Origin of the sequence: Streptomyces sp. NPDC021080, from assembly GCF_044333225.1 — a bacterium.
Classification (GTDB): Bacteria; Actinomycetota; Actinomycetes; order Streptomycetales; family Streptomycetaceae; genus Streptomyces.
The window spans coordinates 1-21,393 of the sequence record NZ_JBIRQM010000007.1; the positions used below are offsets into that span (position 1 = coordinate 1).

Here is a 21,393-nt window from a genome sequence, read left to right on the forward strand (position 1 = left end):
TCCCGCGGCGCCCGCAACGCGGTGTGCAGCACCGCCCGGTCCTCGGTGACGTTGATCCTCTCGCCCCGGAACATCGCGTCCCGCAGACCGGACACACCGGTGGCGACGGCGAGTTCCTGGAGCAGGGCCAGGGTCTCGTCGGTGATCAGGTGCTTGGAGTAGTCGACGTGCAGATCGCCGACCTGGAGCGAGTAACCGGAGCCGCGTCCGGGATCGGCCGCGAACAGGTCGCGCAGATGGGTGCCGGCGAGTTCCTCGCGATGCTTGGCCAGAGCGGTCCACTGGGGTGTCTGGTTGAGCCTGGTACGGCTTTCTGCGTTCATCTCGGACTTCCGCCTTCTTTCCTGCCTGTGCGCTTGCGTACCTTGCCCCGCTGCCGGTCCCAACCTAATTGATCAGGGCGGGACGCGAGCTGTCGTAGTGCGTCCACCGGCTCAACAACAGATACGTTCCGCCGACCCGCAGGTGTCAGCGCGATGACGACGAGAGGGGGACGAGAGCGGGCAGTGCGTGCGCGAACAGGGCCGGCGCAGTCGGCCCGCGGGCCGCGCCGTGCCCGCCTCCGGGGCAGGGCGCGGGGCAGGGCACACGGCAGGACGCCGAGCGTGGCTCCGGGGCCGCGACCGCGCGGATCGCCCGGCCAGCGGGGCCGGCGCGAATTCCGGCCCGCACTGCTGCATCGGCGTGACCGGGCCGCCACTCCGCCCCGGCTCCCCACCGCACGGCACCGGGTGGCACCGCACGGCACCGGCCTGCGGAGGTGGCACGAGAAGCCCGGCACGGCACCGGGCCGCGGGCGCACGACCGGACTCGGCACGGCACGAGGACACGGGCGCACGACGGGACTCGGCACGCGGCAGGACTCGGCACGCGGCGGATGGACCGGGCCGGGGCACGGGTGTCCGAAGACCGGCGGGCACGGCGGACCGTGCGGGATTCCGGGCACGACGGACCGGCGACGGGGCGGGCGGGATTCCGGCCGCGAGGTCGCCGTGAGACGGTTCCGGCCGGACACCCATGGGATGCCCAGCCGGCTTTCAACTCCTAGATCTCGCCCCGCAGTTTGGCGAGCGCCTCGGCGAGGATCGCCTCGCCGTCCGCGTCGCTGCGCCGCTCCCGCACGTACGCGAGGTGCGTCTTGTAGGGCTCGGTGCGCGGCGGGTCCGGCGGGTTGTCCCGGTCCTGTCCGGCGGGGAAGCCGCAGCGCGGGCAGTCCCAGGTGTCGGGAACCTGCGCGTCGCTGGCGAAGCTGGGCTGCGTCTCGTGCCCGTTGGAGCACCAGAAGGAGATGCGCAGCCGCGGCGCGGACTCGCCGCGCTCGGCCTCGCCCATCGGCCCCGCCCCGACCCGGCTTCCTCGGATCGCGTTGCCACTTGCCACGGTCGTAACTCCCTGCGTGATGGTGCCGCGAAGCGAGTCGGCGTTTCGCTTCGTTGCGAGCGCCTCAGTCTACGTAAGGCCCAACGCGCGTCCAGTGATTGGAGTTACATCCCCACCCCTAGACGCAAGCCCCATGATAGGCGGCGCCTGGAGGCGCGTACCGGACATGGGGCCATACGTGCGGAATGTACTTGCGTGATGTGCAGTTGTGCTGTCGTACCGATGTCGATCGGTGATCAGTTGTTGATCTTCATCAGGACGCCGAGCACGACAATGCACGCGAACCAGAGCAGACCGATCATCAAAGTGATGCGGTCGAGGTTGCGCTCGGCGACCGAGGAGCCACCGACGGACGACTGCATGCCGCCACCGAACATGTCGGAGAGGCCGCCGCCCTTTCCCTTGTGCATCAGCACCAGCAGCATCAGCAGCAGGCTGAAGACGATCAGGGCGATCGAGAACCCCAAAACCACGGCTGGACCAACTTCCTCGGAACTGGATGGACGACGGGGGTCCGGCGCGATGGCACCAGACCCCCGCAAGGGTACGACGAATCGCCGCTACCGCATACTTACTGGTCGCGGAACCGGACGATCTTGACGAACTCGTCGGCGTCCAGCGACGCGCCGCCGACCAGAGCGCCGTCGATGTCGGGCTTCGCCATGATCTCGGCGACGTTTCCGGACTTCACCGAGCCGCCGTACTGGATGCGGACCCGGTCGGCCAGCTCCTGGGAGTACAGCTCGGCCAGCTTGGCGCGGATCGCGGCGCAGACCTCCTGCGCGTCGTCGGCGCCGCAGACCTTGCCGGTACCGATGGCCCAGACCGGCTCGTACGCGATCACGACGGACTCGGCCTGCTCGGCCGGGAGGTCCTTCAGGCCGCCCTCGACCTGCGCGAGCGTGTGGGAGACGTGGTTGCCCGCCTCGCGGACGTCCAGCTCCTCGCCCACGCACAGGATCGGGGTCAGGCCGTGCTTGTAGGCGGCCTTGACCTTGGCGTTCACGATCTGGTCGGTCTCGTTGTGGTACTGACGGCGCTCGGAGTGGCCGACGGCCACGTACGTGCACTTCAGTTTCGCCAGCATCGAGCCGGAGATCTCGCCGGTGTAGGCGCCGGAATCCTGCGCCGACAGGTCCTGGGCGCCGTACTTGATCTTGAGCTTGTCGCCGTCGACCAGGGTCTGCACGGAGCGCAGGTCGGTGAAGGGCGGCAGGACGGCGACCTCGCAGGCCTCGTAGTCCTTGTCGGCCAGGGCGAAGGCGAGCTTCTGGACGTGCGCGATGGCCTCGAGGTGGTTGAGGTTCATCTTCCAGTTGCCCGCCATCAGCGGCGTGCGCGTGCTCATGTAGGTCAGTCCTCCAGTGCGGCGAGGCCGGGGAGCGTCTTGCCCTCGAGGTATTCGAGGGAGGCGCCGCCACCGGTCGAGATGTGGCCGAATGCGTTCTCGTCGAAGCCGAGGGTGCGCACCGCGGCGGCGGAGTCTCCGCCGCCGACGACGGTGAAGCCCTTGGAGTCGACCAGGGCCTGGGCGACCGCCTTGGTGCCCTCGGCGTAGTCGGGGTGCTCGAAGACGCCCATGGGACCGTTCCAGAACACGGTCTCGGCGTCGGCGAGCTTGGCTGCGTACAGGGCACCGGCCTTCGGGCCGATGTCGAGGCCGAGCTGCCCCTCGGGCATCTTGTCCGCGTCGACGGCGGTGTGCTCGGTGGGCGCCTTGGCCTTCAGGTCCGGGAATCCGGGGGAGACCACGACGTCGACCGGGAGCACCAGCTCGACGCCCAGCTTCTCGGCGCGCTCCATGTACTCGGTGACGGCCGGGATCTGGTCCTCCTGCAGCAGCGAGGCGCCGACCTCGTAGCCCTTGGCCTTGAGGAAGGTGAAGGCCATGCCGCCGCCGATCAGGATGCGGTCGGCCTTGCCGAGCAGCTGGTCGATGACGGCGAGCTTGTCGGAGACCTTGGAGCCGCCGAGCGCGACGACGTAGGGGCGCGCGACGTCCTCGGTGAGCTTCTTCAGGACGCCGACCTCGGTGGCGATGAGGTAGCCGGCGTAGTGCGGCAGACGGGCCGGCAGGTCGTACACGGAGGCGTGCTTGCGGTGGACCGCGCCGAAGCCGTCGCCCACGTACACGTCGGCGAGGGCGGCGAGCCGGTCGGCGAACTCGCCGCGCTCGGTGTCGTCCTTGGACGTCTCGCCCGCGTTGAAGCGGAGGTTCTCGACGACCGCGACCTGGCCGGGCTCCAGACCGTCCACGGCCTCGTGGGCGGCGGGGCCGACGGTGTCCTGCGCGAACGCGACCGGCGCGCCGAGGAGTTCACCGAGCCGCTCGGCGGCGGGAAGCAGCGAGAAGGCCGGGTCCGGGGCACCCTTGGGGCGGCCCAGGTGCGAGGCGACGATGACCTTGGCGCCCGCGCCGGCCAGCGCCTTGACGGTGGGCAGGACGGCGCGGATGCGGCCGTCGTCGGTGATGAGGCCGCTCGCCAGCGGCACGTTCAGGTCGGCGCGGACGAATACCCGCTTGCCGGCCACTCCTTCGGCGAGAAGCTCGTCGATCGTCTTCATGAAAGGGACTCCTGGGGGAAGGCTCTTCGGATCCGCGAGGGGTGACCGATCCGGGCTGATCGATCACTACGTGGCACAGGGCCCGGGCAGCGCGGCGTCGCGCTGCCCGAGCCCTGGCTCACATCGAGGTGCCTGCTCTGGTGATCAGAGCTGGCCGCCGACGAAGACCGTGAGGTCCACGAGGCGGTTGGAGTAGCCCCACTCGTTGTCGTACCAGCCGAGGATCTTCACCGTGCTGCCTTCCTGGACCATGGTCAGGGAGGAGTCGAAGGTGCAGGAGGCCGGGTCGCTGACGATGTCCGAGGAGACGATCGGGTCCTCGGTGTACGCCAGGAAGCCCTTGAGGGGGCCGTCCTCGGAGGCCTTCTTGAACGCGGCGTTGACCTCGTCCTTGGTGACCTCGCGCTGGAGCGTGACGACCAGGTCGGTGGCCGAACCGGTCGGGACCGGGACGCGCATGGCGATGCCGTCCAGCTTGCCCTTGAGCTGCGGGAGGACCAGGGCGGTGGCCTTGGCGGCACCGGTCGTGGTCGGGATGATGTTCTCGGCGGCGGCGCGGGCGCGGCGCAGGTCCGAGTGCGGGAAGTCCAGGATGCGCTGGTCGTTCGTGTACGCGTGGACCGTCGTCATCAGGCCCTTGACGATGCCGAAGTTCTCGTCGAGAACCTTGGCCATCGGCGCCACACAGTTGGTGGTGCAGGAGGCGTTGGAGATGATGTCGTGGTTCGCCGGGTCGTACTGGTCCTGGTTGACGCCCATCACGATGGTGATGTCCTCGTCCTTGGCCGGAGCCGAGATGAGGACCTTCTTGGCGCCGCCGGCGATGTGCTTCTCGGCGTCGGCCTTCTTCGTGAAGATGCCGGTCGATTCGACGACGATGTCGACGCCCAGCTCGCCCCACGGGATGTCGGCGGGGTTGCGCTCGGACAGGACCTTGATGGTGTGCCCGTCGACGGTGATCGTGTCGGCGGTGTGGGACACCTCGGCCTTGAGGCGGCCCAGAATGGTGTCGTACTTGAGCAGGTGGGCGGTGGTCGCGGTGTCACCCAGGTCGTTGACAGCCACGATCTCGATGTCAGCACCCTGCTCCAGCAGCGCGCGGAAGTAGTTACGACCGATGCGGCCAAAGCCGTTGATGCCTACGCGGATCGTCACGAACCGATCTCCTCGTTAGGTACGCCGACTCAAGTGTCGGCGAGTTTGTATGGGATGTCCCCGACCGCCTCCGACCCTACCTCCCCCAAGGCCCCTGAGTGACATCGACCACGGCCATACACGACAGGGCGATCCGTACCCGTCAGTAGGGGTACGGATCGCCCGTTCTGTTCATGCGATGGTCACGCTCGGTCAACCGTCGATTGCCGAAAGCGCCTTTCCGATCAGGGCCGCACGGTCGGCCGCCGTACCGACGTGCTCCAGGCCGAAGCCCAGCAGCACGGTGTCGTCCGTGGTGACCGCCCCGTACGTCCTGAAGAGTTCTCCGGTGCGCGCCCAGTCACGCAGGACGGCCGGGCTGCCCGCGGGCGGACCGGCGACGCTCCAGGGACCGAGGGAGGACTCGAAGTCCGCCGTGTCCACGGCGTTGCCGCCGGCCACGAGCGAGGTGTCGTCGAGAAGGAGGCCGTGACCGCCCGTGCTCGGGTCGGTGATGTAACTGAACGAGACCTCGATCGACTTGCCCGCGTACGCGCTCAGGTCGAAGGCGACCGGCTGCCAGCCGCTGGACGCGCCCGTGAAGCTGTTCCACCGTCCGCTGGAACCCGTGGCGGTGCAGCCCGCCGCGCTCACGGTCAGGTAGTGCTTGATCCACGGGTGTTCCTGCGCGAGGAAGCCGGCCTCGCACTCGGCCGGGACCGCGGCCGAGGTGGCACCGCCCGCCTCGGGGAGCGTGGTCCAGTCGTCGGCGCCGGTCGTGTGGACCTCGAGGACCACGTGGTCGTAGCCGGGCTCGGTGTCCCAGAGCATCTGGGAGCGCAGCGTCGGCTTGTCGGCGGCTGTGACCCCGGTGAGGTCGACGGTGCGGGTGAGGCGCTTGTAGGCGTCGTCGGTGTGCACCGCGGCGGCCATGTACGAGCCCCCGTACGGTCCGTACGGGTTCGCGGTCCCGCTGAACCGTCCCGCTCCCGCGCTGGAGGCGAACTGCGGGTACTGCGCCCCGGCGAGCGAGTCGGCGGTGACGCCGTAGGTGCCCGCCGCGTTCAGCGGGTTGCCCGGCGCGTCGCCGAGCGTTCCCGTGGCGCCGTCGAGTCCGCCGGAGCCGGTGAAGCCCTTCGCGCCGGGCGTGGACGTGCGGGAGTAGGCGCCCAGGTAGTACTGGCTGAAATCGTTCGAGAGGGTGCCGCCGCCGAGGTCGACGCTGCCGCCGGCCAGTTCGCCCGCCTCGACCAGCTTGCCCCCCTCGTTGAGGAAGGCCCGCAGCTGGAGCTGGGTGGCGTTGCCGGGCCGCAGGGCACCGGTGTAGTGGACGACCGTGCCGAAGTGGCCGAGCACGCCGAGCGCGTCCGGGGCGCCCTGGGTGGCGACGTCCCAGACCAGGGCCTTCCTCCCGGCGGCCTTCAGCGCGTCGACGTAGGTCTGCGCCTGCGTGGCGGCCGCGCCCTCCTCGGCGACCACGAGCACGTCGGCACGGGGCCGCTGGGCCACGGTGTACGTGAAGTGGCTGCTGGAGGTGGGCTTCCCGCTCCTGGTCCCGCCGGTGAACCAGACCTCGACCTTGGCGCCCGGCCCGCCGTCGCGGACCTTGGCGCGGTACTCGTCGAAGTAGAGGTTGTCCGTGCCGCCGTAGGTCTCGCCGCCCCGCCAGGGCCTGAGCGCCACCTCGTGCGTACGGCCGCCGTCGACGCGGTACTTGAGCCGCTTGTCACGCACGGACCTGCGGACGACGACGGAGACCTCCTGGTCGGCGCCGCGGGAGTACGACGTCGTGAAGGCGGCCGGGGTGAAGTCGGGCGCGTCGAGGCCCACCGAGGAGGACGGCCGGTCCGGGTGGGCCGCGGTCTCGGCGACGGAGAGCGCGAACGGGACGTTCTTCTCGAACTCCTGCTCGATCAGCTTCTCGTCGTCCGGGAAGGTGAACACCGAGGCACAGTCCGCCGCGTTCCAGGCGTCGTTCGGGTCGAGGTCCGAGGCGGTCTGACAGGTCGACATCTCGGGGGTGAACATCGCCATGCCGTTGACGTTGCCGGCATGGCCGTCCGCCTCGCCGTTGGTGGTGTAGAGCTCCGAGGAGACCTGAGGGTGGTAGCCCGGGATCGCGGATTTCTCCGGGGTGCCGGCGAGCGCCTTGTAGAGCACGTCGTCCGGGGTCGGCGTCGCCACCTGCCAGCCCACTCCGTAGAGCAGCAGTTCGGCGGCCGAGTGGTAGTTGATCCCGTACGTGAAGCCGACGCGCTTCTCGAAGGCGTCGAGCGCCCTGGTCTCGGGCTCGGACTCCGGGCTCGCGCCCCGGTAGGTCTCGCTGGTGGGGCTGGGGGACGAACCCTCGTCGTCGTAGCCCCACTTGTAGGCGAAGTTGCGGTTGAGGTCGACTCCGTCACCGGTGGAGATGACGCCGTCGCCGTTCACGTCCCGCAGGTTCTTGCGCCACTGGCGGGTGTCGGCGTCCTTGAAGGTGTAGTCGTAGCCGTCGGGGTTGGCCGACAGGACGAACCACAGCTCGGTGGAGTCGACGATCTTCTTGACGCGCTTGTCCGTGGCGTAGTTGTCCAGGTAGTAGTGCATCAATCGCCGGGTCATCTCGGGCGTGATCCACTCGCGTGCGTGCTGGTTGGACATGTACAGCACCGACGGCTTGGAGCCGTCCTTGGTCTTCCGCGCGCCCTTGGTCAGTTTGAGCGCGAGGATGTCCTGGCCGTTCAGGGTCTTGCCGATGGAGACGACCTTGGTCAGGCCGGGGTTGGCCTGACCGGTCCTGATGATCTCCTCCTCGAGGTTGCCCTTCCCGCTGTACGGGCGGAACACCCCCTGGGCGGCGGACGCGACCCGGTTCTCGGCCCTGGCGGAGAGCGTGTGCTCGGTGAGGTCGACGCCCTGCTTCTCCAGCTTCTTCGCCTGCTGGTCGGTGACGTAGACCTCGACCGTGCTCCTGCCGTTCTTCCAGGTCGTGTCGCCGAGTTCGTGGCTGTCCTGGCCGGCCGCGAGCAGCAGGGGTACCTGCTGTTTCGTGACCTCCGCGCGGAACACCTTCACGGCGTTCGCGTCGGGCTTGGGTGAGCCGCCCTCCTGCGCCCGGGCGACCGGCGCCACGGCCGCACCGCCCAGCAGGAGCGCGCCGGTAGCGAGGATCGCACTCGCTCTTCGTCTCATGAGTCCCCTTTGCACGAGTCCGCCACAGCAGCGAACGGATGCCAGGCTCATGACACTTCAAGGTCAAGTCAAGGGTGCCTCGCGGGCCGAAACGAACCGGTGCCGACCTCCCAAGTGGGCGTCGGCACCGGCATGGTGAGTTTCCGTCAGATAATCTCGCACGTCTTTCGCACCGCCCCGCGGATCCGGGTCAGCCGGCGAGGTTGTCCGCCATCTCCTCGGACAGGCTCGACTCCGTCCCCGGGATCCCGAGGTCCTGCGCCCGCTTGTCGGCCATCGCCAGCAGCCGGCGGATACGGCCCGCGACGGCGTCCTTCGTCAGCGGCGGGTCGGCGAGCGCGCCCAGCTCCTCCAGGGAGGCCTGCTTGTGCTCCATGCGCAGCCGTCCGGCGGCGGCCAGGTGCTCCGGCACCTCGTCCGCGAGGATCTCCAGGGCGCGCTGGACACGGGCCCCGGCGGCGACCGCGGCGCGCGCCGAACGGCGCAGGTTGGCGTCGTCGAAGTTGGCGAGCCGGTTCGCCGTGGCGCGGACCTCGCGGCGCATCCGCCGCTCCTCCCAGGCCAGCACCGACTCGTGCGCGCCGAGGCGGGTCAGCAGCGCGCCGATCGCGTCGCCGTCGCGGACGACCACCCGGTCCACGCCGCGCACCTCGCGGGCCTTCGCCGCGATCGAGAGCCGGCGGGCGGCGCCGACGAGCGCGAGCGCGGCCTCCGGTCCCGGGCAGGTCACCTCGAGGGACGAGGAACGGCCGGGCTCGGTGAGCGAGCCGTGGGCCAGGAAGGCCCCGCGCCAGGCGGCCTCGGCATCGCAGGTGGCCCCCGAGACCACCTGCGGCGGCAGTCCGCGGATCGGGCGTCCCCGCCCGTCCACGAGGCCGGTCTGGCGGGCCAGCTGGTCACCGCCCGCGACGACGCGCACCACGTAGCGCGAACCGCGGCGCAGCCCGCCGGGCGCCATCACGATCAGTTCGGAACTGTGGCCGAAGATCTCCAGAATGTCCCGCTTCAGGCGGCGCGCCGCCATCGCTGTGTCCAGCTCCGCCTCGATCACGATCCGGCCGCTCACCAGGTGAAGGCCGCCGGCGAACCGCAGGATGGCGGAAACCTCCGCCTTCCTGCAGCAGGTCCGGGTGACGGGGAGCCGGGAGATCTCGTCCTTCACCGCTGCCGTCATCGCCATGGGCCGATCCTTCCATGCATCCGAAAAATACGGTCGTACGCGGCGGCCAACAGCTCCGGATCGTGCCGCGGAGATCCGTCGGTCCTGGCCACCGGCGCCAGCTCGACCGCGGCACCGAACCGCTGGGCGGCGTCGGCGAGAGATTCGCGGTCGGGCACGGCAGCCTCGTCGGCCAGCACCACGTCCAGGGCGAGTTTAGGGGCGTGTCGCCCCAAAACCTCCAAATGACGCTGCGGGGAGAAGCCTTCGGTTTCTCCGGGCTGCGGTGCGAGGTTCAGGGAGAGTACCCGGCGCGCCCTGGTCTGGCTGAGGGCGTCCAGGAGTTCGGGCACCAGAAGATGCGGAATCACCGACGAGAACCAGGATCCGGGTCCGAGGACCACCCAGTCCGCGTCGAGGACCGCGGCCACGGCCTCGGGCACGGCCGGCGGGTCGTGCGGTACGACGTGCACGGACTGGACCTCACCGGGGGTGAGCGCCACGTTCGCCTGGCCCCGGACGGTGCCGACCTCGTCGGGCCGGTCGGGGTCGTGCCCCTTGACCAGGGCCTGGAGCTCCAGCGGCACGGCGGACATGGGCAGCACCCGGCCGTGCGCGCCGAGCAGCCTGCCGACCAGGTCGAGCGCCTGGACATGGTCGCCGAGCTGCTCCCACAGGGCGACGATCAGCAGATTGCCGACCGCGTGTTCGTGCAGCTCGCCCTTGGACTGGAAGCGGTGCTGGATGACGCGGGCCCAGGTCTGGCCCCAGTCGTCGTCCCCGCACAGCGCGGCCAGCGCCTTGCGCAGGTCGCCGGGCGGCAGGACGCCCAGCTCGTCGCGCAGACGCCCGCTGGAGCCGCCGTCGTCGGCCACGGTGACGACGGCCGTGAGGTCGCCGGTGATCCGGCGCAGCGCGGCGAGCGAGGCGGACAGCCCCATGCCGCCGCCGAGGGCGACGACCTTGGGCTGCGCGCCGCGGCGGCGCGGCCTGGCGCCGCGCGCCGCGGCCGGCTGAGCCCGGTACCCGGGGGTCTCCCGGCGCAGCCGGCTCAGCCGCAGGGTGGTACGTCCGGTCACTCGCGCCCCATGTCCCGGTGGACGAGCACGGTCTCCACGCCCTGGGAGGCGAGGCGGGCGGCGAGCTTCTCGGCGGTCGCGACCGAGCGGTGCTTGCCGCCGGTGCAGCCGACCGCGATGGTCACGTAGCGCTTGCCCTCACGCCGGTATCCGGCGGCGATGAGCTGGAGCAGCTCGGTGTAGCGGTCGAGGAACTCCTTGGCGCCGGGCTGGCTGAAGACGTACGCCGAGACCTCCTCGTTCAGGCCGGTGAAGGGGCGCAGCTCCGGGACCCAGTGCGGGTTGGGCAGGAAACGCATGTCCACGACCAGGTCGGCGTCGACCGGGAGGCCGTACTTGAAGCCGAAGGACATGACCGTGGCCCGCAGCTCGGGCTCCTCCTCGCCCGCGAACTGGGCGTCCATCTTGGCGCGCAGCTCGTGCACGTTCAGGCTGGAGGTGTCGATGACCAGGTCGGCGTCACCGCGCAGCTCGCGCAGCAGCTCGCGTTCGGCGTCGATCCCGTCCACGATGCGGCCGTCGCCCTGGAGGGGGTGCGGCCGGCGCACCGACTCGAAGCGGCGCACCAGGGCCTCGTCGGAGGACTCCAGGAAGACGATCCGCCGGGTGACGTTGCGGGACTCCAGGTCGGCGAGGGACTCGCGGAGGTTGTCGAAGAACCGCCGGCCGCGTACGTCGACGACGACGGCGATCCGTGCCACGTTGCCCTGGGAGCGGGCGCCGAGCTCCACCATGGTGGGGATGAGGGCGGGCGGCAGGTTGTCGACCACGAACCAGCCCAGGTCCTCCAGACATTTGGCGGCCGTGGACCGGCCGGCTCCGGACATGCCGGAGATGATCACCAGCTCGGGGATGACGGCGTCCGGGACCCCTGTCCCGGCCGTCTCGATGCCCGTACCCACCTGTGCTCCGTCTTCCCGTGGCGCTTCACGCGTCGCGTGAGTCTCGCTCGCCTCGCTGTGTGTTTCCTGTGTCTCCCGACCCTGTGCCGGGCGTTCCTCTTCGTGCGCGTCGTTCTCGGTCATGTCTCCTGCCCCCGTCGCTCGTCCGAGGCGCCCGCGGTCACGGGCTCCTCCGCGGGGCCCGCCGTCGTTTCGGGCGCCGCGTGTTCGTCGTCTTCCATGATCTCTCCAGTGGCCGTGTTCACGGCGGGGGCGGCGGGAGCCGCCTGGGCGAGGGCCGCGGCGATGGTCTCCGCCGTCTTGCGCCCGACGCCGGGGACCTCGCAGATCTGGTCGATCGTCGCGGACCGGAGCTTCTTCACGGAACCGAAGTGTTTGATCAGTGCCTGCTTGCGGGACTCGCCCAGGCCCGGCACGTCGTCCAGCGGGCCCGACCGGAAGCGTTTGGCCCGCTTGACGCGCTGGTAGGTGATCGCGAAGCGGTGGGCCTCGTCCCGGACCCGCTGGAGGAGGTACAGACCCTCACTGCTGCGCGGCAGGACCACGGGGTCGTCCTCGCCGGGCAGCCACACCTCCTCCAGGCGCTTGGCGAGTCCGCATACGGCGATGTCGTCGATGCCGAGTTCGTCGAGGGCGCGCCGGGCGGCGGCGACCTGCGGACGGCCACCGTCGACGACGACGAGCTGCGGGGGGTAGGCGAAGCGTCTGGGCCGGCCGTCGTCCTCGGAGAAGGTGCTCAGGGAGACGGCGGTCCCGTCGTCGGAACCGGCCGTCCCGGATCCGGCGGTCTCCGCGCCGACGGGCGAGGCGCCGGTGGCGGCGGTCCCGGCGTGTGACGTGCCCGGGCCTGCCGTCCCGGCCTGCGAGGCGTCGGCCACCGGCGTCCGCGGGGTGCCCGAGGCGGCGTCCTCGCCGTCCGTCCACTCCCCCGTCCTCTCCTTCTCGACGAGGTAGCGCTTGAAGCGGCGGGTGATCACCTCGTGCATGGAGCGGACGTCGTCCTGGCCGGCGAAGCCCTTGATCTGGAAGCGCCGGTACTCGCTCTTGCGCTGGAGCCCGTCCTCGAAGACCACCATCGAGGCCACCACGTCGTCGCCCTGGAGGTGCGAGATGTCGTAGCACTCGATCCGCAGCGGCGCGCTGTCCAGGTCGAGTGCCCCGGCGATCTCCTCCAGGGCACGCGAGCGTGTGGTCAGGTCGGAGGCGCGCCTGGTCTTGTGCAGGGCGAGAGCCTGGAGCGCGTTGCGCTGCACGGTCTCCATGAGGGCCTTCTTGTCGCCGCGCTGCGGTATGCGCAGCGACACGTTCGAGCCACGGCGGGCGGTGAGCCATTCCTGGACGGGCTCCGCCGGTTCGGGCAGCGCCGGGACGAGCACCTCCTTGGGGACGGAGTCGCCCGTCTCCTCGCCGTAGAGCTGCTGGAGCGCGTGCTCGACGAGGTCACCCGTGGTGACCGCCTCCACCTTGTCCGTGACCCAGCCGCGCTGGCCGCGCACGCGCCCGCCGCGCACGTGGAAGATCTGTACCGCGGCTTCCAGCTCGTCCTCGGCGACGGCCATGAGGTCGGCGTCGGTCGCGTCCGCGAGGACGACCGCGCTCTTCTCCATGGCCTTCTTCAGGGCCTCGATGTCGTCACGCAGCCGGGCCGCGCGCTCGTACTCCATCTCCTCGGCGGCGTTCATCATCTGCTGTTCCTGGCGGCGGATGTACGTCCCCGTACGCCCCGCCATGAAGTCGCAGAACTCCTCGGCCAGCTCGCGGTGCTCCTCGGGCGACACCCGGCCGACGCAGGGGGCCGAGCACTTGCCGATGTACCCGAGGAGACAGGGCCGGCCGGTACGGGAGGCGTTCTTGAAGACGCCGGCGGAGCAGGTGCGGACCGGGAAGACGCGCAGCAGCAGGTCGACGGTGTCGCGGATGGCCCACGCGTGACCGTAGGGCCCGAAGTAGCGCACGCCCTTCTTCTTGGCGCCGCGCATCACCTGTACGCGCGGGTACTCCTCGTTCATCGTCACGGCGAGGTGGGGGTAGCTCTTGTCGTCGCGGTACTTGACGTTGAACCGGGGGTCGTACTCCTTGATCCAGGAGTACTCCAGCTGAAGGGCCTCGACCTCCGTGGACACGACCGTCCACTCCACCGACGCGGCCGTGGTGACCATCGTGCGGGTGCGCGGGTGGAGATTCGCCAGGTCCTGGAAGTAGCTCGCCAGGCGCTGACGCAGGCTTTTCGCCTTTCCGACGTAGATCACCCGGCGGTGCTCGTCGCGGAATCTGTACACCCCGGGGGAGTCCGGGATCTGTCCCGGCTTGGGGCGGTAGCTGGAGGGGTCGGCCATGCCACACACCCTACTGGCGCGGGCCGACAGCGCGGCCGGCTCCCTGCACGCCTGTGGAAAACCCCGCGGAGTCAGCCGCGGCGTCGGCGCAGGGCCCGCGAGACGCTGAGGACGAGCGCGACGAGGGCTCCCGCGCCGGCCGCCGCGGACGCCACCACGACGAAGGGGTCCGCCGGGTCACCGCCGGTTCGGGCCCGGCCGGTCCCGTCCCGCCCGGCGCCCTGGCCCCGGCCCGGATCCCGGTCGTCCGCGCGCTCCCCGCGAACCACTCGGAATGCGCCGTATCCGGCCGGCCGGACCGCGTCGTGCCGGGCCGCCGCGGGGAACGAGGCGGAGGGGGAACCGGGGACCCTGTCCACGTGCGCGGCCGTGCCCGCGCGGCCGGCGCCGGGGGCGACGGGCGCGGTCGCCGGGGCGGCCCCCAGGACGGCCAGAAGGGCTGTGAGAGCGGCAAGTCGTCGAGTGCGGCGCATCGTGTTTGCTCCCGAGTGGGGGTCGAGAAGGGACGGAGCGCGTCCAGGGGGCTGCGGTGAGCCATGTTGAGCATCAGGTGTTGTCGGGACTTGGTCAACACGCTTCAATGCGGGGGAACTCGGGGCGTGAACGGCGAACCCCGCGCGTGTACAGCCCCCGCGCGCCCACCGGGCGGCGCCGATGAACCGCTCCGACGGCCTGACCAGCCGTAGTGAGCATCCACAGAAAGGCCCCTGCATGCGGACCGTCACACAGCACGCGGACCTCGCCACGGCGGAACTGGAAACGGCCCTGCGGGGCGGCCCCTTCCATGTCGCACTGCGCGCAGCGATCAACGCCCGCGGGCTGCCGCTGCAGCGCGTCCAGCACCATCTGTCGAGATACGGCGTCAGAGTCGGGGTGACGAGTCTGAGTTACTGGCAGCAGGGCGCCCGCCGTCCCCAGCGCCCCGAGTCGCTGCGGGCCGTCCGCGCCCTGGAGGAGATACTCCAGCTCCCCGACGAGTCCCTGATCAGACTGCTGGCCGAGGCCGAGGAGCGCTCGGATCCGGAGCGTCCCACGGGGCGTTCCTACCGGTCCCTGATGGAAGCCTCCGGTGTCCTGGAGCGGCTGCTGGCCGAACTGGAGTCCCCGCTCGACGGCGGTCTGCACACACTCGGCCATCACGAGCGGGTGCGCATCGGCGCCCGCCGCGAACTGCTGGGCCGCGAGTCGCACCACATCGTGCGCGCGCACAAGGACGGTGTGGACCGCTATGTGGCCATCCACCACGGCGACCCCGGATGCGCGCCGGAGCGGACGACGGTCCGAGCTCTGGAGAACTGCCGTACGGGCCGGATGCGCTGGCACCGCGACACCGGCGTGCTCGTCGCCGAACTTCTCTTCGACACCCGGCTGCGGGCGGGCGAGACGTTCCTCTTCCGCTACGCCTTCGAGGACGGCACGGCCGGGGCGTCCAGCGAGTACGTCCGCGGCTTCGGGTTCGCGGGCGGACAGTACGCGCTCCAGGTGCACTTCGCCGAGGACGCGCTGCCGGTGCGCTGCCACCGCTTCACCCAGCACTCGGCCGCCGCGCCCCGCAGCGGCCGCCAGGAGCTGGCCCTGAGCGGCCACCACCGTTCGGTGCACCTGGTCGAGCCGCGCGTGCGGTCGGGAATCGTCGGGATCGGATGGGACTGGGAGTGACCGCCCTCCTGGCGCGGTTCCCGGCCGGGCCGGGGACCGCGCCCGGGTTCAGGCGCCCGGTCCCGCCACGATCTTCCCGTTCTTCTCCTCGACGGACAGCGCGTGGAGCGGCACGGTGGCCGGCGCCCGCAGCACCTTGCCGGTCTCGGCGTCGAACTCGCTGCCGTGACACGGGCACACGAGGGTCGTGCCCTGAAGCTTGTTGATGGCGCACCCGGCGTGGGTGCAGATCGAGCTGAACGCCTTGAGCGAACCGTCCTCGGCTCGGCTGACCACGACGTTCTGGTCCTGGTAGAGCTGAGCGCCGCCCTTGGAGACCTTGCTCCCCGCACCGAGGGTGACGGGAGCGGTCGGCGTGGCGGGGGCTCCCCCGCCACCGCTGCCGCCGGAGCACGCCGTGAGGCCGAGCCCGGCGACCGGGGTGAGCGCCGCTCCCCGCAGGACGGTACGACGGCTCGCGGACGGACGGCCGGACATGGCGACTCCACTGGTCGAGGGCGCCCGCGGGCACTCCGCCGGCGGCGACAGGGCTGAACGCGGCAGGGGTACCGCGCTCCGACGATACCGGTACAGATCATTCCGCTCGTTGCGGGGCGAGCCCGCGCGACCCAGGACGTAAACGCTTGCGCAAGCGTATGCGTAAGCGTTTACGCGTACCGACGCATGGGATACGTTCACCTGCGGGCGACCGGGTTCCGGGAGGGAGCGCCATGGTGACGATGACCGATGTGGCCCGGCGGGCGGGTGTGTCCATCGCGACCGTCTCGCACGTCCTCAACGGCACCCGGCCGGTACTGCCCGCGACACGCCAGGCCGTTCTCGAGGCGATCGACGAGCTGGGCTACACCCCCAACACCCTCGCCCGTTCGCTCGTCACCTCCCGCACGCGGTCCATCGGGCTCGCGGTGTCGGCGATCAGCAACCCGTACTTCACGGAGATCCTCCAGGGCGTCGAGGCCAAAGCCCTGGAGCACGGCTACGGCCTGCTGATCGCCGACCCGCACGACGACCCCGGACACGAGCGCAAGGCCGTCCAACTGCTGCACGAGAGACGCGTGGACGGAATGATCATCGCGCCGTCGGCGGCTCCGGACGCGCTCCTCGGCTACCTCGGGCAGCACGGCGTACCCACCGTCTTCCTGGACCGGCTCGTGACCGCTCCCGCCGGGAGCGATTTCCGCCACGACCAGGTCTGCTCCGAGAACACCGCCCCCATGGCGAGCCTGGTGACGCACCTCGCCGGGCGAGGGCACCGGCGCATCGGACTGGTCGCGGGCCTGCCCGGACTCAGCACCACGGCGGAGCGGATCACCGGCTACCGGCACGGCCTCGCGCAGGCCGGACTTCCCTACGCCGAACGGCTCGTGGCCCGCGGCGACTCCCGGACGAAGACGGCCGAGGAGGCCACCCACCGGCTGCTGTCGCTCGGGGCACCGCCGGACGCGCTCGTCACCGGCGACAACGCCATGACCGTCGGCGCATTGCGGGCCCTGCGCGACCGGGGCCTGTCCGTGCCCGGCGACCTGGCACTGTGCTGCTTCGACGACTTCTTCTGGGCGGATCTGTTCACGCCCCGGCTCACCGTGATCGCCCAGCCGAGCAAGGAGATCGGTGCCACGGCCGTCCGGCTGCTCCTGGAACGGCTGGCGTCGCCGCGGCTGGAGAACCGCACCGTCCGGCTGCCCTCCGCCTTCGTCCATCGCACCTCGTGCGGCTGCCCCGAGGGCGCCGCACCCACCGAAAGTCCCGGGACCGGGATACCGAGGAAAGGACCCGAGTCGTGATCGTCGTCGCCGGTGAGGCCCTGATCGATCTGGTGCCGCAGGACTCCGGCGCACTGGCGGGACTGCTGCCGCGCCTGGGCGGCGGCCCCTACAACACGGCGGTGGCGCTCGGCCGCCTCGGCTCCCCCACCTCCTTCTGCTCCCGCGTCTCCCACGACGCGTTCGGCGAGGCCCTTCTGGACGGGCTCGTGGACGCGGGCGTCGACGTGTCGTCCGTACAGCGCGGCGGCGAACCGACGACCCTGGCCGTCGCCACGATCGGCACGGACGGTTCGGCCGCGTACTCCTTCTACGTCGAGGGCACGGCGGACCGTCTCTTCACCGCCCCGGACCGGCTCCCCCACGAGGCGCGGGCGGTGTCCTTCGGCACCTGCTCCCTCGTCCTGGAACCGGGCGCGAGCGCGTACGAGGAACTGCTGCGGGCCGCCGCCGCACGCGGGGTCTTCACGGCGCTCGACCCGAACATCCGCGCAGGTCTGATCCCCGACCCGGACGCCTACCGTGCCCGGTTCAAGAGCTGGCTGCCGTCGGTGTCCCTGCTCAAACTGTCCGAGGAGGACGCCCGGTGGCTCGGCGGCACCCCGCGCGAGTGGCTGGCCGCCGGTCCCTCGGCGGTCGTGATCACCCGGGGCGGCGACGGTCTGACCGCCTTCACCCGGGACGGCTCGGTGCATTCCGTGCCGGGCGAACCGGTGGACGTGGTGGACACCATCGGTGCCGGCGACACCGTGAACGCGGCGCTGCTGCACGGTCTGGCCGTCCGTGACGCGCTGTCCCCGACCGCGTCGGCGGAACTGGGCCCCCAGGGCTGGACCGGACTCCTGCGCTTCGCGGCCCGCGCGGCAGCCGTCACCTGCTCCCGCGCCGGAGCCGAACCGCCGTACGCCCACGAACTGGGTGACCTGTAGGAACCGCTCCGGGCAGGCGCCCCTCCGAAGCATGACGGGCGGGGCAGCCCGCTTCTCGAAGACGGCGCCCCGCGGGGAGTTCCCACGGGGCGCCGTCTTCGAGGCATCGCCGGTCCGACGCTCCGGACCGGTCGGGGCCGGCCTGCCGAACCGGCAGGGTCGGACCCGCCGAACCGGGAGGGTCAGGACTTCCGGGTCGGCGTGGCCTTCTTCGCGGGGGTCGCCTTCTTGGCGGCCGCCTTCGTGACGGTCTTCTTCGCGGCGGCCGCCTTCTTGGTGGCCGTGTTGTCGACGGTCTTCGTGGCCGTCTTCCGGGCCGTCGCCGCGGTGGCGACCGTCTTCTTGGCGGCCGTCTTGCGGGGTGCCTTCACGGGAGCGGCGTCGCTGATCCGGTCGGCGCCGAGGATCTCGCGCAGGAACTTGCCGGTGTGGCTGGCCGGAACGCCGGCGACCTCCTCGGGCGTGCCCTCGGCGATCACGAGACCGCCGCCGTTGCCGCCCTCGGGGCCCATGTCGATGACCCAGTCGGCGGTCTTGATGACATCGAGGTTGTGCTCGATGACGATGACCGTGTTGCCCTTGTCGACCAGACCGGACAGCACCGTGATGAGCTTGCTGATGTCCTCGAAGTGCAGGCCGGTGGTCGGCTCGTCGAGGACGTACACGGTGCGGCCGGTGGAGCGCTTCTGGAGCTCGCTGGCGAGCTTGACGCGCTGCGCCTCACCGCCGGACAGCGTCGGCGCGGACTGGCCGAGCCTGACGTAGCCGAGGCCGACGTCGTTGAGCGTCCTGAGGTGACGGGCGATCGCCGGCACCGCCTCGAAGAAGCCGAGCGCCTCCTCGATGGGCATGTCCAGGACCTCGGAGATGGACTTGCCCTTGTAGTGGACCTCCAGGGTCTCCCGGTTGTAACGCGCCCCGTGACAGACCTCGCAGGGGACGTACACGTCCGGCAGGAAGTTCATCTCGATCTTGATGGTGCCGTCGCCGGAGCAGTTCTCGCAGCGGCCGCCCTTGACGTTGAAGGAGAAGCGGCCGGGCAGATAGCCCCGCACCTTCGCCTCGGTGGTCTCGGCGAACAGCTTGCGGACGTGGTCGAAGACTCCGGTGTACGTCGCCGGGTTGGAGCGGGGCGTACGGCCGATGGGCGACTGGTCGACGTGCACGACCTTGTCGACGAGGTCGTCGCCGTCCACGCGCGTGTGGCGCCCCGGCACGTTCCTGGCGCCGTTCAGCTCGCGGGCCAGGTGCGTATAGAGGATGTCGTTGACCAGTGTCGACTTGCCGGAGCCCGATACGCCGGTGACGGCGGTGAGGACTCCCAGCGGGAAGGACACGTCGATGTCCCGGAGGTTGTTCTCGCGGGCGCCGTGCACCGTGAGCCTGCGGCCGGGGTCGGCGGGGCGGCGGACGTCCGGGGTCGGGATCTGCCGCTTGCGCGACAGGTACTGCCCGGTCATCGACTCGGCGTTGTCGAGGAGTTCCTTCAAGGGGCCGCTGTGCACGACCTTGCCGCCGTGCTCGCCCGCGCCGGGACCGATGTCGACGACCCAGTCGGCGACCTTGATGGTGTCCTCGTCGTGCTCGACGACGATGAGCGTGTTGCCCATGTCGCGCAGCCGGACGAGGGTCTCGATCAGCCGGTGGTTGTCACGCTGGTGCAGACCGATGGAGGGCTCGTCGAGGACGTACAGGACGCCGACGAGTCCGGAGCCGATCTGGGTGGCCAGGCGGATGCGCTGGGCCTCGCCGCCGGAGAGCGTGCCGGCCGCGCGGTTCAGCGACAGGTAGTCGAGGCCCACGTCGACCAGGAAGCGCAGCCGTTCGTTGACCTCCTTCAGGACGCGCTCGGCGATCTTCTTGTCGCGCGCGTTGAGCTTCAGCTCCCCCAGGAAGTCGGCGCAGTCGCTGATGGACATGGCGGCGACCTCGGCGATGGACTTCTCCATGACCGTGACCGCGAGGACCAGCGGCTTCAGACGCGTGCCCTGACAGGTGGGGCAGGGCACCTCGCGCATGTAGCCCTCGAAGCGCTCGCGGCTGGCGTCGCTCTCGGACTCGCTGTGCCGTCGCTTGACGAAGGGGACGGCCCCTTCGAAGGGCGTGGTGTACACGCGCTCGCGTCCGTACCGGTTGCGGTAGCGGACCTCGATCTGCGTCTTGTGGCCGTAGAGCAGGGCCTTCTTGGCGCGCTGCGGCAGCCCGGCGAAGGGGATGTCCGTGCGGAAGCCCAGCGCGTCGGCGAGGGCACCGATCAGCCGGCCGAAGTAGTCCTTGGTGTGGCCGTGCGACCAGGCGTGGATGGCACCCTCGTCGAGGGACTTGTCCTCGTCCGGGACGATCAGCTCGGGGTCGACCTCCATCCGCGTGCCGATGCCGGTGCACTCGGGGCAGGCGCCGAACGGCGAGTTGAAGGAGAAGGAGCGGGGCTCCAGCTCCTCGAAGGACAGGTCGTCGTACGGGCAGTACAGGTGCTCCGAGTACATCCGCTCGCGCTCGGGGTCGTCCTCGGGGAGGTCGACGAAGTCGAGCACGACCATGCCGCCGGCCAGTCCGAGGGCGGTCTCCACGGAGTCGGTGAGACGGCGCTTGGCGGAGTCCTTCACCGTGAGGCGGTCGATGACCACCTCGATGGTGTGCTTCTCCTGCTTCTTCAGCGTCGGCGGCTCGCTGAGCTGGATCGTCTCTCCGTCGACCCGGGCACGGCTGTAGCCCTTGGTCTGCAGGTCGGCGAAGAGGTCGACGAACTCGCCCTTGCGCTCGCGCACCAGCGGCGACAGGACCTGGAAGCGGCTCCCCTCCGGGAGTTCCAGCACCTTGTCGACGATGGCCTGCGGCGACTGGCGCGAGATGGGACGGCGGCACTCGGGGCAGTGCGGCTTGCCGATGCGCGCGAAGAGCAGCCGCAGGTAGTCGTAGACCTCGGTGATGGTGCCGACCGTCGAGCGCGGGTTGCGCGAGGTCGACTTCTGGTCGATGGAGACGGCCGGGGAGAGACCTTCGATGAAGTCCACGTCCGGCTTGTCCATCTGGCCGAGGAACTGCCGGGCGTACGAGGAGAGGGACTCCACGTACCGCCGCTGGCCCTCGGCGAAGATCGTGTCGAAGGCGAGGGAGGACTTGCCCGACCCCGACAGGCCCGTGAAGACGATGAGCGAGTCGCGCGGGAGGTCGAGCGAGACATTCTTCAGGTTGTGCTCGCGCGCTCCACGGACGATGAGACGGTCGGCCACGCCGGTCCGTACCTTTCTTGAGAGAAGTGACAGGGGCCGCGGGCCCCCGTCTTCTCAGACTAGGGCGAGCCACTGACAGCGCC

At 70.6% G+C, this 21,393-nt stretch carries 16 protein-coding genes and 1 pseudogene; 3 read left to right on the forward strand and 14 right to left on the reverse strand.

The window, feature by feature from the left end; translation table 11 throughout:
• The 12 genes and pseudogenes from ACH4S8_RS18285 to ACH4S8_RS18340 all read right to left on the reverse strand — a co-directional run.
• Window positions 1–323, reverse strand: a pseudogene (locus ACH4S8_RS18285) (glucose-6-phosphate isomerase); the annotation flags it as partial.
• 721 nt (window positions 324–1,044) lie between these two features.
• Entirely contained in the window at window positions 1,045–1,380 is a 336-nt protein-coding gene (locus ACH4S8_RS18290; RefSeq protein WP_003957010.1) for an RNA polymerase-binding protein RbpA, read from the reverse strand.
• Between the two features lie 236 nt (window positions 1,381–1,616).
• Entirely contained in the window at window positions 1,617–1,853 is a 237-nt protein-coding gene (gene secG / locus ACH4S8_RS18295) for a preprotein translocase subunit SecG (RefSeq protein ID WP_261703385.1), read from the reverse strand.
• 98 nt (window positions 1,854–1,951) lie between these two features.
• Window positions 1,952–2,728 (reverse strand): triose-phosphate isomerase, encoded by a 777-nt coding sequence (tpiA, locus tag ACH4S8_RS18300; protein ID WP_398395092.1) that lies wholly within the window; start codon window positions 2,726–2,728, stop codon window positions 1,952–1,954.
• 5 nt (window positions 2,729–2,733) lie between these two features.
• Complete coding sequence (locus ACH4S8_RS18305) at window positions 2,734–3,945, reverse strand: phosphoglycerate kinase (protein ID WP_398395094.1); 1,212 nt, start codon at window positions 3,943–3,945, stop codon at window positions 2,734–2,736.
• A 144-nt stretch (window positions 3,946–4,089) separates the two neighbouring features.
• Window positions 4,090–5,100 (reverse strand): type I glyceraldehyde-3-phosphate dehydrogenase, encoded by a 1,011-nt coding sequence (gene gap, locus ACH4S8_RS18310; RefSeq protein WP_398395097.1) that lies wholly within the window; start codon window positions 5,098–5,100, stop codon window positions 4,090–4,092.
• Window positions 5,101–5,292: 192 nt separating this feature from the next.
• Complete coding sequence (locus tag ACH4S8_RS18315) at window positions 5,293–8,250, reverse strand: M14 family zinc carboxypeptidase (protein WP_398395099.1); 2,958 nt, start codon at window positions 8,248–8,250, stop codon at window positions 5,293–5,295.
• 190 nt (window positions 8,251–8,440) lie between these two features.
• Window positions 8,441–9,430 (reverse strand): DNA-binding protein WhiA, encoded by a 990-nt coding sequence (gene whiA, locus ACH4S8_RS18320; RefSeq protein WP_037624822.1) that lies wholly within the window; start codon window positions 9,428–9,430, stop codon window positions 8,441–8,443.
• Window positions 9,421–10,488, reverse strand: a complete 1,068-nt coding sequence (gene yvcK, locus ACH4S8_RS18325; RefSeq protein ID WP_398395102.1) for a uridine diphosphate-N-acetylglucosamine-binding protein YvcK — start codon at window positions 10,486–10,488, stop codon at window positions 9,421–9,423. The genes whiA and yvcK overlap by 10 nt, the downstream gene beginning before the upstream one ends.
• Window positions 10,485–11,513, reverse strand: a complete 1,029-nt coding sequence (rapZ, locus tag ACH4S8_RS18330; RefSeq protein WP_398395104.1) for an RNase adapter RapZ — start codon at window positions 11,511–11,513, stop codon at window positions 10,485–10,487. The genes yvcK and rapZ overlap by 4 nt, the downstream gene beginning before the upstream one ends.
• The gene (gene uvrC, locus ACH4S8_RS18335) at window positions 11,510–13,756 is read right to left on the reverse strand and encodes an excinuclease ABC subunit UvrC (protein ID WP_398395888.1); all 2,247 of its coding nucleotides are present in this window, start codon (window positions 13,754–13,756) and stop codon (window positions 11,510–11,512) included. Before uvrC ends, rapZ begins: the two co-directional genes overlap by 4 nt.
• Window positions 13,757–13,797: 41 nt before the next feature.
• Window positions 13,798–14,199 carry a hypothetical protein gene (locus tag ACH4S8_RS18340; RefSeq protein ID WP_398395106.1) on the reverse strand — a complete coding sequence of 134 codons (402 nt, stop codon included), beginning with the start codon at window positions 14,197–14,199 and terminating at the stop codon, window positions 13,798–13,800.
• Window positions 14,200–14,437: 238 nt separating this feature from the next.
• On the opposite strand from ACH4S8_RS18340, the gene ACH4S8_RS18345 reads away from it, so the two are divergent.
• A complete protein-coding gene (locus ACH4S8_RS18345; RefSeq protein WP_398395108.1) occupies window positions 14,438–15,385 on the forward strand; it encodes a hypothetical protein in 948 nt (315 codons plus the stop codon).
• A 48-nt stretch (window positions 15,386–15,433) separates the two neighbouring features.
• On the opposite strand, the gene ACH4S8_RS18350 is transcribed toward ACH4S8_RS18345, so the two are convergent.
• Complete coding sequence (locus tag ACH4S8_RS18350) at window positions 15,434–15,862, reverse strand: Rieske (2Fe-2S) protein (RefSeq protein ID WP_398395110.1); 429 nt, start codon at window positions 15,860–15,862, stop codon at window positions 15,434–15,436.
• Window positions 15,863–16,095: 233 nt separating this feature from the next.
• Between ACH4S8_RS18350 and ACH4S8_RS18355 the strand changes: the two genes are divergently transcribed.
• Together ACH4S8_RS18355 and ACH4S8_RS18360 are read left to right on the forward strand one after the other, a co-directional pair.
• Window positions 16,096–17,169, forward strand: coding sequence for a LacI family DNA-binding transcriptional regulator (locus tag ACH4S8_RS18355; RefSeq protein WP_398395112.1), 1,074 nt, complete (start codon window positions 16,096–16,098; stop codon window positions 17,167–17,169).
• Window positions 17,166–18,077 carry a carbohydrate kinase gene (locus ACH4S8_RS18360; protein WP_398395114.1) on the forward strand — a complete coding sequence of 304 codons (912 nt, stop codon included), beginning with the start codon at window positions 17,166–17,168 and terminating at the stop codon, window positions 18,075–18,077. The genes ACH4S8_RS18355 and ACH4S8_RS18360 overlap by 4 nt, the downstream gene beginning before the upstream one ends.
• 182 nt (window positions 18,078–18,259) lie before the next feature.
• On the opposite strand, the gene uvrA is transcribed toward ACH4S8_RS18360, so the two are convergent.
• Complete coding sequence (gene uvrA / locus ACH4S8_RS18365; RefSeq protein ID WP_398395116.1) at window positions 18,260–21,310, reverse strand: excinuclease ABC subunit UvrA; 3,051 nt, start codon at window positions 21,308–21,310, stop codon at window positions 18,260–18,262.
• Window positions 21,311–21,393: the final 83 nt, after the last annotated feature.